The following is a 13,189-nucleotide window of genomic DNA, read 5'->3' on the forward strand; positions in this document are numbered from 1 at the left end:
TCTTTTTGTTAGTTCTACAAAAATACAGTAGAATACACGTTTTAGCAACTGACGTATGTCATAATTATTTATTTAGAATGGTTTTAATTAGAAACGCTAGGAATTAACCCTCTAAGTCCCATATCTACAACTTGCTCACCTGCCGACGGCTCATATTTTCCATCGTTATTGACTTCGATCCATTCAAAACTATCGTTTATTGAAAAAGACAATGTTATGGTAATATCTTGGTTTTCATTTCCTGTTACAGTAAAAGCATTAGAAAATTGCCCAGTGATTATACATGAACCTTGTGGTACAGGTGAAGTCGCAAATAATGGATTGGGCACAGTTGTTGCACCTTCTGGTGCTTGGCCTTGAGTGGTAAACCCAAGCGCTTCAAAGGCCCAAAACCCTTGTAGTTTATCATCATTGACTGTAATGGTACTTTCATTTAAGTCTAAATCTGTTATATAGTTATTATAACCAACAAAACTGGCCAAGCGCCCAGTAACTTCACCTGTATTATCTGCTAAAACCTGGATGTCGCCTTCCTGATAGGCTAGAGATACTCTTACCCATTTGTAGGTTCCTGCTTCAACCTGGCTTAAAGGCATACTTAAAAATATCTCATCATCACCTGCGAAAATGGATTGTTGAAAATCTATGGCTATATCACCACCTTCATTTGTTTCTGCTCCTTCATAAATTACTTCTCCCTGACCTAATAGTGTTGTTGCCGTTGGAGCAAATTCAATATAATTGGCACTCATTCTTTTAATTAATGGAGTTTGAGCAGCATTGCCATTAGGGATCGTTGCTGGTTGTCCCAAATTATCTAAGCGTATTTGATTGGTGTCAAAATTGAATTTAATGATGAGATTGGGTTGCGGATTATCATCTTGGTCTTCACTACAAGAGCAGCAAATTATAAAACTTAACAATAGTAGAATTCTACCTGGATTCATAAAATATTATTTTATTTCAAGCTTAGTCTTGGAATTATCTATTTGTATAGTATAAACGCCTTTAGGTAAATAATATTTTCCGTTGCTGGCTTCTTTGATATCAATACTCGTATCTTCTTTCATCAAAGCCTTTTTTCCTTTTTCTGTTAATTCTAAATTATAACCCACATAATTAAAACCCTTATCTGCGTTCATCTTTATGCTATTTAATTCTTTCCCATTCTCAGAAAGAATTTTAATGGTTTTTTCTTCTGAAGTATTACAGTAAAACTGAATTGTCTTTTCTGGTTCGTAGGCCTCTAACCATTGGCTCCAAGAATTTCCCCAACGGCTCGAATGATGTATTGGACTTAGATTGAAAATTGTAATAGTTTTCGATGCTATATCTGTATTCATTTGCTGTAATGGAGCAATATTGGCTTTGTATATACTGCGCCCATGAGTTCCTAATAATAGGTCTTTGGCCTTAGGTTGAATAACAATATCGTGTACAGCAACATTAGGAACTCCATTTGAAAACGCATCCCAAGATTCACCCATATTAAAGGATACGTAGGCTCCATTATCGGTTCCTAAATACAGTACATTTTCGTTTTCAGAATCTTCTTTAATAACATTAACTGGCGAGACAGGAATATTACCGCTAATATCTTTCCACGTTTGTCCATAATCATTACTCATATAGACATAAACTTTAAAATCATCCCAACGGTAACCATTTAATGTAACAAAAACCCGTTCTTTTTTGTGTTGAGAAGCAATGACACGACTTACCCACAAATCTTTTGGGAAAGTACTTGAAACATTTGTCCAACTACTTCCCGCATTTTTAGTGACATGCACTAAACCATCATCGCTACCTGTATAAATTAATCCGAATTCAAATGGACTTTCGCTAATAGATGTTAATGTGCCATAGGCTACATTTCCTTTTTTACCACCATTGGTTAAATCGTCACTTATGGCTTTCCAATCTCTGCCTTGATTCATAGATCGCATGAGTTTATTACCACCTAAGTATAAGATGTCCTGGTTATGCGGAGAAAGTAAAATAGGTGTTTGCCAGTTAAATCGGTATGGATTTTCACCTAAAGTGTGTTTGGGTTGAATGTAGGTTTGTGTATTGGCTTCTAAATTTAATCTAAAATAGTTTCCAAACTGGTAACCTGTATATACAATATTAGAATTACGATTGTCAATCTGAATTTGCATCCCATCACCTCCCATTATAGATTCCCATGGGTATTGCCCTTGTTGATGCCAGGCTTTGTTTTCGCGTGCATTGTGAGGTCCTTTCCAAACACCATTATCTTGTAGGCCTCCATATACATTATAAGGTTTTTCATTATCGATATTAATGGCATAAAATTGCCCAACGGAAGGTGAGTTGTTTTTTATCCAGTTTTCGCCATCATCGTAAGTAATATTTATTCCACCGTCATTTCCATCTACTAAATGGTTTGGATTCTTAGGGTTGATCCAAAGTGCATGATGATCTGCATGTACATTTTCTGCACTAATCGATGTCCATGTTTTTCCTCCGTCCTTAGATTTCACAATTGGTACACCATAGATGTAGATATCATTTTCATTGACAGGAGATACATGGATATGCCCAAAGTAATAGCCATAACTAAAATAAATCCCATCTAAGTAATCCTCGTGTGTTTTTTTCCATGTTTTTCCTCCGTCAATACTTTTATAAACCTCAGCTCCAACCACAGGAGTGTCAAATAACATAGAATTGGCATCTTCTAAATATTTAGCTAAATCTATAGGTTTTACATTGCCAGAGCGCACCATTTGCTTTACATTTTCTGCTCTGTATTTTTCCTGAAAACCATTTATTTTTAGAAATCTATTGAGTTTCTTATCGTCTAATTCTAAAAAATCTGTATTAGACATTGTTTTAAAATCTTCTTTTGTCAACCCACGTTTATCATCTTTCTTTTTATCATCAGGTCTTCTAAATTGGCTATCGTGTACTGCATAAACGATATCATCATTAAAAACGGCTACACCTATTCTACCCACTCCTTCACCAGTTGGAAAACCACTATCTGCAGTTGAAATTTTTGTCCAGTTTTCGCCAGCATCAGTACTTTTATAAATACCTGAATTTGTTCCATTACCAGTAAAATTCCATGCTTTTCTATCCTTTGTCCAAGATGTAGCATACATAACGTTATAATTATCTGGACTGTGTTGCAAGTCAATTACACCACTCATATTATCTACAAAAAGTGTTTGCGTCCATGTTTTTCCTCCATCTATAGTTTTGTAAACACCACGTTCGTTATTTGGGGAGTATAAATGACCAGTTATACCAATAGTAACTACATCGGGATTATCGGGATGGATTAAAATTGGAGCAAAATGATGTGCATCCATAAGACCAACATTAGACCATGTTTTTCCGTTATCTGTTGATTTTAAAATCCCAATACCAGCATATGATGAACGCGATGCATTGTTTTCACCAGTACCAACATAGATAGTTCTGGTTGGCCAATGCACAGCAATATCACCTACATTTTGCGTATCTGAACGATCTAAAACAGGAGTAAATGAAGTTCCGTTATTAGTTGTATGCCACACACCACCTGATGCATATCCTACATAAAACTCTGAGGGCATTTCTGGGTTTACATCCACATCTACCACACGACCACTCATAATTGTAGGACCAATATTTTTAAAGGGTACATTTTTAACCAATGACGATTGAGCCATCTGTCGTTTTTGCGTTAAGGCTTGTGCTACAATTTCTGCCGAAGTTGCAGGTTGTTGTGAAAATGCTAAATAAGTACTCAGAAATACTACAAAAGAAAGAAATTTTATATAGGACATTTTTGGTTGGTTTTATGTGGCATGAAATTAATGAATATTGCTTGAAGCATCAAAAAAGTCTTTATGTAAATCAAAGACTAAACTATTGTTGTAATTGTGAAAACGAACCTTTAGTTAAGTTACATTATTTTTAGCTTAAAGCTGTCGCTTATTAATCATTTCAAAGAACTTTTTTCGATAAGTATTACCAATTGGTAATTGTCGACCCTCCATCCAAACAGCATCATTTTCTATTCTTTTGATATGTGTTAGTGCAATAATATATGATTTGTGAATTTGGATAAACTGATTGCTTGGTAATCGTTTAGACAAGTGCTTTAAAGTACTATAAGTAATAATTTGCTCTTTGTTTAATTGTACGGAAACATAGTTTTTTAAACCTTCAATAAAATGGATATCTTCTAAAAAAACTTTGTTGAAATTGTGTTTTCCATCGGTCTTTATAAAAATATAATCTTCGGTATCTCTATTTGGTGCCAAAACATCTTTGTTAGATGGTTGAGCTTTGGATACAGCCTTATAAAAACGCTCAAAAGCTATAGGTTTTAGTAAATAATCTATTGCTGCTACTTCGTAGCTATCTAAAGCAAACTCCGAATAGGCTGTAGTAAAGATGATTTTTGTTTTTGGGTTAATAATCCTAGAGAGTTGAACACCAGTTAATTGAGGCATTTGCACATCTAATAAAACTAAGTCGATAGTATTCGATTCTATATAAGCCAGGGCTTCTAGAGGTTTTGTAAAAGAAGCCTGAAAATTTAAAAAAGAAACATCTGCAATATACCGCTCCAATAATCTAATTGCAGCAGGTTCATCATCTACTATAATACAGTTTAGTTTTTGCATTACAACGGTAGTTTTAGGTAAGATTGGTAGATGTTATTTTGTGTTTTAGAATAGAGTGTAAATTGTTCACCAAAAAGGAGTTTCAATCTTTTATTTATGTTTTTGGTTCCTATGCCTTTATCCATATAGTTTTCTGAAGGATCTACAGCATTTTCGGTCTTAATCTCAAGACTATGCTGATTAATGTTAACTTCAATTGTTGCAGGTTGGTCGGCATCATTAATAATTCCGTGTTTACATAAGTTTTCTACAAAATGGATGAGCATTAATGCAGGTATTTTCTGCCCTTCGATTTTTCCTTTTATTCTAAAATCAACATAGAATTCATGTTCATAACGCTTCCTGTAAAAATAAAGATAGTCTTTAATAAATGCAATTTCCTTATCCAAGGGCATATAATTTTCTTTAGCATCATAAGTAACATATCTCAAAAGATGGGATAGTTTTAATATATCTTCAGCAGTCTTAGGTTTGTCTTCATATAAATCTGAATAAAACCCATTTAAAGTATTAAACAAAAAATGAGGGCTTATCTGAGATCGTAACATAGCCATTTGGGCATCTTGATGTTGTAATTGAATTTGGTGCATTTTTGATTTATTCTCATTAAACCTAAAAAACAAGAACATTAGACTACTAAACAAACAAGGTCTAATGGTATATACAGCACTGTCTGTTAAATAAATAGCCACAATGTTAGGTCGGTCGAGGTTGTAATTATGAAAATCGAATAATGCTAACAATAAAACCTCTTCAAAAAGAAAACGAATACCAGCAAAACAAAAAACCATAAAGACAAAAGACAAGCAATATTCTATTATTTTATTAGGTTTTAAAAATCGTGGTGCAAATATCAGGTAGTTTATAGCATATACTGAAAAATAGGTAATATGCATTGTTGTAAAAAGCACAATTGAAGCTGGCTTAAACCACATGTCAGTTGACTGATTGAAAATGATGTCATTAGAGTACTCCCATGTTACACTTACAACCATAAGGAGAATGGCAAAAACGATGTTATATTTTAATTCTTTAGATAATCGCATTGAACGAATTTAATAGGATTCTATGAAAATAACGATACGATTATACCAACTTTATGTCTTATACCATCAACTTATTTGTTTTTAGGACGAACACATTGATGTAAAAATTATAACAGTTGATGGAGTTATAGATACTACTGATCTAAGTAGGAACAATTTTGGACTTTAGGACAATTATCATTGTACAGATATTAATTTTAAAAACACCATATCATGAAAAACATTATCACAACACTATTATTAATAATGTGTCTTTCCATGAGTGCACAGAAAGTTGCAAAACAGTTAGATACTGAACTCTTAAAGACATACACTAATTACTTTACTATTGAAAATACTAAATTAAGTGGTGAAGGCGCTGAGGTCTTAAAAGATATTATTCGTACTTCTCAATTTGTAGTATATGGAGAAATACATGGTTCTAGGCAAACCTCAATCATTAATGAAGCATTAATGCCTTTGTTAGCTGATTCTGGATTTAAGTATTTTGCAATAGAAGTAGGGCCTCATTCTGCAGAAAAACTTACTGTGCTGTCCACTCCTGCAAACAAAACGACAGCTCAATTAAAAGCATTCAATTCTGCTTACACTGTATCGCAAGGGGGCGACACTGCAGTACCAATTCCGTTTTTTGACAATGTAAGTGATGCGAAATTTTTGCAAGCTGCTCGTAGCAACGGAATGCATCTTTGGGGGCTTGATCAAGAGTTTTATTTTTCTACCTTTTACTTAATGGACGAGCTCACAAAAACTGCTAAAAACAATGCCAATTATCAAGATATTGTTCAATTACAAAATAAAGCAAAAGCTATTATGTTCAAACATTTTATAGGAGAGTTTAAGAAAGAAAATGAGGGAGCTTATAGTCTTATAATCAAAGAGCCAGCTGTAACAAATTATTTTAATGCCTTTGACACATCTAATAAAAAAGCGCAGGCTATTATAAAAGATTTAAAAATCAGTTGGGATATTTATATTCATTGGCGAAATGATTCTCATGCTGACCGCATTAGTTACATGCGAGATAATTTTATGAAGAATTATAAAAAAGCCCTAAAGACTGAAGAGCAACCTAAAGTTTATACCAAAATAGGAAGCTTACATGCTAGAAAAATCTTGTCTAATGGTGCATATGATATAGGTGAATTAGTAGAGTACTTAGCAAATGAAAATGGAACCAAAGCCACAACAATTGGGTCTTGGATACCTTATGAAGTTTCTGAAGATGGAAGTATTATTAATTATTTTGAAAAGTATAAGCGTAGTTACAAACGCTATAAACTATTTATGCCACTAGCAAAACAAGATCAGTGGACCATCATAAATCTAAAAGCCATTAGAGCTGCTATTGAAAATAAAGCTATTGCACTACCTAAGGATGGTTCATATCACAAACTAAGACAACTTATATATGCTTATGACTATCAATTAATTATTCCTGCAGACTTGCCAACGATTCCTAATCGTTCCTAGTATTCTATAATTAATTACTTCAGAAAAGCACAGGTGGCAATATTATAGATTTACGAAAAGGTAAATTTCAAAATATAAGAAACAAAAAAGACAACTTTAAGAGTTGTCTTTTTTTAATCTATTTTAAGATTAAGAACTAATCTATAATAAGTTTCTTTGTTATTGAAGCTTCATTACTACGTATTGTTAAAAAATAAACCCCATTACTAACATTGGTTAAGTCAATTTGGTTTAGCGGTGTATTAGCTAACGGCTTTTGCATAATGAGTCTACCATTAATATCGTATACTTCTGCATTGTTTAGAGTTATAACCCCCGAATTGTTAATATAAAAAGTACCTTTAGATGGATTTGGATAGATATTGATTACAGCACTTAGTTCTTCAGAAGAAACAGAAAGTACTGCACAGTCAAAGTTTTGCATTAATGATTCACCACAAACTACTGCAGTAGTACTTCGGGTTTGCACATCACCTGCACCGTTAATATCTCCTGTACTTAAGCTTCTTTGAGATTCTCCATTAGACAATGCATAATGCATTACTACATTACTATCTATGACGTGTCCTAATTGATGGCCATGACCCAGTTCGTGCACGGCAACACTTTCAAAATCAAATTGTGAAAATGAAGGAGCAGAAGGTCCATATTGCCAGTTGATACCATCATCAAATACAATATCTAATTCTACTACTCTCCAATCTAAGTCTGTACCACCATTGGTGAAGCAACCCGAAAATCGAGATGTACAACGCCCAAGCACACCATTTGGTAATTCACTACCATTATCCATACGTACAATATTAATACCATCGCTTGCTACCACATCTGTAGTAGTTACTGAGCCAATCGTCCAATAGATACCTGTTTCGCACCTCCAAGTGTCTAATGCTCTTAAAAATGATGCATTTGCTAAAGCATCAGCATCAAAATCTGTAAACATCTGCCATGTATACCCACCATTGCCATCATCATTAATGTGTTGAGTTGGATAGGCAACGTTAGTCCCTGCTGATACTCCATCAGATACAACATTTAATTGCGCATATTCTATATTAAGAGTTTGAGCTGAGGTGTCTAATATTGCTGTTACAGCAGAATTAATAATAGCTATAGATCCTGTACCAGCATCTGTTGGAATCAATACTGTAATTTGGTTATCCGTCCAGCTAATAATCTCAGTTTGTAAAGCTATAGCGAATGTAGCACCACCATCATCTGCATTAGAAAATCCAACATTTTGAGCTGTTGTACCAAAACCAGATCCTGTAATAACCAGCTCGGTCAATGTCCCTGCAGTTGCAGTTGTTGGACTAATCGAGGTAATACTAACTCCACCTCTGTTGGCCGTTGTATCAATACTAAAATCCTTAACATTAGAATAACTAGTATTGGTAAGGTTAGTAATATCGTTATAGAAGTTAGCGATACCTTCTTTTCTAGTATAGGGATTAACAACGGTGTTATTAAAAACATTGTACTTATAAAAGCCTTGTGCATCACTGTAGGTTTCAAAAGCACTGTGCTGAGTAGTAATGTTTACTGTGTTATTTTTTAAGATAAAAACACCAACGTCATTTTTATGTAGCTGAAGACTTGGAGTTATAACCTGAGCCTCCAAACCAACAGTTCCTCCCGGAGTAATTATTTCAACAGTAGATAATTGCGATCCTTTAAATACTTTATAAACATCGATAACATTTACAGTATAAATATTTTCGCGATTGGTATCCCAATATGATTTTTTTGAGATAACTTTACCTTCAACGATTTGAGATGAAGCCTGAACCTGAGCGTTCAAAGGAACTTCGAAAGTTAATTCCTGAGCGTTTATTGTTTGCTGTTTTACAAAAAGGCAAAACATTGCGAATAAACAGAATTTTAGAGTAATTTTTTTCATATTAGAGTTAGGGTTTAATTCGTTTCATCGGGCTAATATAGCAATTTACCGATGTTTTTGAAGAAAAACATCACTTTTTTCACGCAATTAGTAAGAAAAGAAATACAATTTCACTAACAAACGCTTTATAAAAAAACTATAATAACTTTAGAATAATGAATCAACTACAGCACATATTAATGAATGTTATTAGATTCATTAAAAACATCCCTAAGTAAGGAATAACGAAAAACAATGCAAGCTTCAAAAGTCAATTTTGAAATCTATTTTAAATCCGTTCTTAACGATAAGGACTTAGAACATCATGTTCCAGAAATACTAGATCATTTTCAACTATTAGCACTTCAAAAAAATGACTTCTTTGTCAAAGCGGGTAATGTTTGCAAATATTTCTGTTATATAGAAAGCGGAATTTTACAACATGCTATTGACGTTTTGGGCGAAGAAAAAACCACCTATCTCGCATTAAAGAATTCATTGACCTCAGCCCTCAATAGTTTTAAAAATAAAGTCCCTTCCCGAAAAAGTATTAAAGCCTTATTTGATTGTCAACTCTGGGTTATAGATATCGAAACCTTTAATGATTTACTCAATACTAATGTGGCGTTTAATCGCTTTTATTACAACCTTATTGAACATCAAATTTTTAGAATTGATGATTATAGAATCGACCTGTTGACGCTTACTCCGGAAGAACGTTATAAAAAACTATTGAACAACGAAAGTGAGCTTCTCCAAAAAGTACCTCTACATTATTTAGCCTCTTTTCTGGGTATTTCTTCGCGTCATATGAGTAGAATTCGGAAAAACATAAAATAAGGACATTTGGCTGGTGGATTAAAACTTCATTTAATTATTTTTGGGTAGTTCAATAATAAGGTTCCCGATTTCGCGGGAACGAAAAATTCTTTTTCGATGAAATGCTGTCAAAATAACGTTTGATCCTTTTCTAAGAACATGAATTAAGCATAACATTTGACCAAATTATAACAATAAATAGCGACCAAATGAAATACGATTTAATAGACCGCAACCTCTTTATAAATAACCGTAAAAACTTTATGGCTCAGATGAAGCCAAGCAGTTTAGCGGTATTTAATTCTAATGATATTTATCCTGTAAGTGCAGACAGTACGATGCCTTTTGAACAGCACAGAGATATCTTTTATTTAAGTGGTGTGGATCAGGAAGAAAGTATTTTGGTGCTATTCCCAGATTGCCCAAAGGAAAAACATCGTGAAATTCTATTCTTAAAAGAAACGAACGAGCATATTGCCGTTTGGGAAGGTGAAAAACTCACAAAGGAGGCTGCTTTAAAAACTTCTGGTATTACAACCGTGTATTGGTTACAGGACATGGAAAAGATTATGTTTGAACTCATGACCCAATGTGACACCGTATACATTAACACTAACGAACATTACCGCGCTAATGTAGACACCGAAACGCGCGAAGATCGTTTTACGAAATGGTTAAAAGACAAATATGCTGCGCATAGTGTAGCTAAGAGCAATCCTATTTTACAACGTCTACGATCAGTAAAAGACCCAATAGAATTAGACCTGATGCAAAAGGCCTGTGATATTACCGAAAAAGGGTTTAGACGTGTGCTTAATTTTGTAAAACCAGACGTTTGGGAATACAATATCGAAGCTGAGTTTATGCACGAGTTTTTAAACAACCGTTCTAAAGGTTTTGCTTACACACCTATTATTGCCGCAGGCAATAATGCCAATGTCTTACACTATATAGAAAACAACCAACAGTGTAAAGCAGGTGATTTGATTTTAATGGATGTTGGTGCCGAGTATGCGAACTACTCTAGTGATATGACGCGTACCATACCAGTCTCAGGAAAATTTACCGATAGACAAAAAGCGGTGTATAATGCGGTGAACCGTGTTAAAGACGAAGCTACTAAAATGCTGGTTCCCGGAACGCTTTGGGAGCAATACCATGTAGAAGTTGGCAAACTGATGACCTCTGAATTGCTAGGTTTAGGTCTTATTGACAAAGCTGATGTACAAAACGAAAATCCAGACTGGCCAGCGTATAAAAAATACTTTATGCATGGCACGTCGCATCATATTGGTTTAGACACACACGATTATGGGTTACTCCACGAACCCATGCAAGCTAATATGGTTTTTACGGTTGAACCTGGTATTTATATCCCAGACGAAGGCTTTGGGATTCGTTTAGAAGATGATGTGGTTATCCAAGAGTCTGGAGAACCGTTTAATTTGATGCGTAATATTCCAATTGCCATTGAGGAGATTGAGGATATTATGAATGCTTAAGTCATTTTACGGTTTCCCTCAATAATAAAATTATTATAATTTATTCATTTGTTTAAAAATACGTAGGCTTACGTATTGTTTGATCTATATTCTTTGATTAAGTTTGAAAAACTGTATACATATGCCAAGTTTAAGTGTAATTGACTTCTTTTGTGGTGCTGGTGGGTTTTCAGAAGGGTTTAGACAAATGGGCTTTGAAATAATCAAAGGTTATGACCATTGGAAACCAGCTATTGAAACCTATAATCATAATTTCGGCTTAAACTGTAATCCTAAAAATATTCTTGATTTTGAAAACTCCATTGAAGAAATTGACAAAACTCCTGACACAGACATAATACTTGGAAGCCCACCATGTGTGAGTTTTTCTAACTCTAATAAATCAGGAAAAGCTGATAAGTCTCTTGGGGTTAAACTTACTGAAACATTTTTGAAAGTTGTCGCTGTCAAAAAACACCAACCAAATTCTAAACTCAAAGGTTGGTTTATGGAAAACGTAGTCAATTCTAGAAAACATTTAAAAGAATCATATACTTTTGAAAATCTTGGCCTAGAATATTGGGCATATGCTCATTATATAAAACCAAATACAATTGCCCTTAACTTAAAAGAAAACACTGAAATAATTAACTCTGCTGACTATGGCTCTTATCAAGCCAGAAAGAGAGTTATTTCGGGAGAAATTATCAATAAGGGAAAGTTGATTGTTCCAAAACCGTCACATTCAAATAATGAAAACGATTCTCTTCAAAAATGGAATACTCTAGGTAAACTAATACAAAAAATTCCTAAACCAAATTGTAAAAAGTCTTCAAGAAAGATATTAGACCCTATATACAAAATCGAAATTACTCTCAACTCATTAAGTGATCATTTCTACGATAGTGGACTTTATAAAAGCGAGTGGAGGCAATCAAAGGAATACAAGCTAAATCATTATTGTATGGGAAAAATGTCTTTCCCAGAAAACAAGAACAAACCAAGTAGGACAGTAACCGCTACAAAAAGTGGAACATCTAGAGAATCATTAGTATACAAATCAGAATATTCTAGAAAAGGAAATGGAGAGTATAGAAGTCCAACTGTGAGAGAAGTAGCAAGTATTATGGGCTTCCCATTTACATATCAATTCTTAGGCACAATAAATAGTAAATGGAGATTGGTCGGAAATGCGGTATGCCCATCGGTTAGCAGAGCCTTTGCAAACGAGCTTTTGGTTCAACTTGATTTTAACACTCCTGAACAATTAAAAATAGAAAAAGAACCTAAACTTAAAGGAGTTCAAAACCTTAATGATTTTAAAGAGAGAAAATTTGACAACCAACCAAGACGAACTAAAAACTCAAGATTTAGAAGACATCCTATTAAAACCGGTAACTTAACTGTAACACTCTCAAACTTTGATATTGAAAAAAATTCTCAAACCGATGATAAATGGTTTACTTCAATTCAGTATGGAACAGGCGAAGGTTTTAAAAATCAAAATGTTATTGATGGGTTTTACAAAACAATAGAACCTATAATTGCTGAAAAGAATTCAGGTCCAAATTTTATTAAAACTATTAATAATGGGTTTTCTGAAAAAATAGGTTCATCCGAACAAATTCAAGAACTTTATGAGATGCAAGTTTCGAATGATATACTTCTTGAACCAACGGAGTTAGTTGAAGAATTATCTAGAATTATAAATAATATTGAATTTGAAACAACTGATTTTATCCAAAATGAAACCTTAATTTTTAAACACAAAAATATTATCCCTGTTGAACAACTATTTGCTCTTTACGCCATAAATAAAATATCAACAAAAGCCAATCAGAAATAAAT

At 33.7% G+C, this 13,189-nt stretch carries 9 protein-coding genes; 4 read left to right on the forward strand and 5 right to left on the reverse strand.

All coding sequences use genetic code 11. From position 1 onward, the window contains the following. Positions 1–83 precede the first annotated feature (83 nt). From Q0912_RS12490 to Q0912_RS12505, 4 genes are all read right to left on the reverse strand, one after another. On the reverse strand, positions 84–947 hold the full coding sequence (locus tag Q0912_RS12490) for a hypothetical protein (protein WP_299115560.1): 864 nt from the start codon (positions 945–947) through the stop codon (positions 84–86). Between the two features lie 6 nt (positions 948–953). Next, positions 954–3,797, reverse strand: a complete 2,844-nt coding sequence (locus Q0912_RS12495) for a glycosyl hydrolase (RefSeq protein ID WP_299115562.1) — start codon at positions 3,795–3,797, stop codon at positions 954–956. A 135-nt stretch (positions 3,798–3,932) separates the two neighbouring features. Continuing rightward, positions 3,933–4,643, reverse strand: coding sequence for a LytTR family DNA-binding domain-containing protein (locus Q0912_RS12500; protein WP_299115564.1), 711 nt, complete (start codon positions 4,641–4,643; stop codon positions 3,933–3,935). After that, positions 4,643–5,689 carry a histidine kinase gene (locus tag Q0912_RS12505; RefSeq protein ID WP_299115566.1) on the reverse strand — a complete coding sequence of 349 codons (1,047 nt, stop codon included), beginning with the start codon at positions 5,687–5,689 and terminating at the stop codon, positions 4,643–4,645. Before Q0912_RS12505 ends, Q0912_RS12500 begins: the two co-directional genes overlap by 1 nt. A 213-nt stretch (positions 5,690–5,902) precedes the next feature. On the opposite strand from Q0912_RS12505, the gene Q0912_RS12510 reads away from it, so the two are divergent. Continuing rightward, complete coding sequence (locus Q0912_RS12510) at positions 5,903–7,162, forward strand: hypothetical protein (protein WP_299115568.1); 1,260 nt, start codon at positions 5,903–5,905, stop codon at positions 7,160–7,162. Positions 7,163–7,298: 136 nt separating this feature from the next. On the opposite strand, the gene Q0912_RS12515 is transcribed toward Q0912_RS12510, so the two are convergent. Further along, on the reverse strand, positions 7,299–9,062 hold the full coding sequence (locus Q0912_RS12515) for a T9SS type A sorting domain-containing protein (RefSeq protein ID WP_299115570.1): 1,764 nt from the start codon (positions 9,060–9,062) through the stop codon (positions 7,299–7,301). A gap of 234 nt (positions 9,063–9,296) precedes the next feature. Between Q0912_RS12515 and Q0912_RS12520 the strand changes: the two genes are divergently transcribed. The 3 genes from Q0912_RS12520 (at position 9,297) to dcm (ending at position 13,187) form a co-directional block, all read left to right on the forward strand. Continuing rightward, positions 9,297–9,881: a Crp/Fnr family transcriptional regulator gene (locus tag Q0912_RS12520; RefSeq protein WP_299115572.1), complete on the forward strand. Its 585-nt coding sequence runs from the start codon at positions 9,297–9,299 to the stop codon at positions 9,879–9,881. A gap of 188 nt (positions 9,882–10,069) precedes the next feature. Then, a complete protein-coding gene (locus Q0912_RS12525) occupies positions 10,070–11,362 on the forward strand; it encodes an aminopeptidase P family protein (RefSeq protein ID WP_299115574.1) in 1,293 nt (430 codons plus the stop codon). Between the two features lie 121 nt (positions 11,363–11,483). After that, a complete protein-coding gene (gene dcm, locus Q0912_RS12530) occupies positions 11,484–13,187 on the forward strand; it encodes a DNA (cytosine-5-)-methyltransferase (RefSeq protein ID WP_299115576.1) in 1,704 nt (567 codons plus the stop codon). The last annotated feature ends 2 nt before the right edge of the window (positions 13,188–13,189 follow it).

The organism is uncultured Winogradskyella sp. (genome assembly GCF_947498345.1).
GTDB lineage: Bacteria > Bacteroidota > Bacteroidia > Flavobacteriales > Flavobacteriaceae > Winogradskyella.

What these genes read in the sequence shown, in the direction of transcription:
- Q0912_RS12490 (WP_299115560.1), bottom strand. Translation starts at nt 947, where the DNA reads ATGAATCCAGGTAGAATTCTACTATTGTTAAGTTTTATAATTTGCTGC.
- Q0912_RS12495 (WP_299115562.1), bottom strand. Translation starts at nt 3,797, where the DNA reads ATGTCCTATATAAAATTTCTTTCTTTTGTAGTATTTCTGAGTACTTAT.
- Q0912_RS12500 (WP_299115564.1), bottom strand. Translation starts at nt 4,643, where the DNA reads ATGCAAAAACTAAACTGTATTATAGTAGATGATGAACCTGCTGCAATT.
- Q0912_RS12505 (WP_299115566.1), bottom strand. Translation starts at nt 5,689, where the DNA reads ATGCGATTATCTAAAGAATTAAAATATAACATCGTTTTTGCCATTCTC.
- Q0912_RS12510 (WP_299115568.1), top strand. Translation starts at nt 5,903, where the DNA reads ATGAAAAACATTATCACAACACTATTATTAATAATGTGTCTTTCCATG.
- Q0912_RS12515 (WP_299115570.1), bottom strand. Translation starts at nt 9,062, where the DNA reads ATGAAAAAAATTACTCTAAAATTCTGTTTATTCGCAATGTTTTGCCTT.
- Q0912_RS12520 (WP_299115572.1), top strand. Translation starts at nt 9,297, where the DNA reads ATGCAAGCTTCAAAAGTCAATTTTGAAATCTATTTTAAATCCGTTCTT.
- Q0912_RS12525 (WP_299115574.1), top strand. Translation starts at nt 10,070, where the DNA reads ATGAAATACGATTTAATAGACCGCAACCTCTTTATAAATAACCGTAAA.
- dcm (WP_299115576.1), top strand. Translation starts at nt 11,484, where the DNA reads ATGCCAAGTTTAAGTGTAATTGACTTCTTTTGTGGTGCTGGTGGGTTT.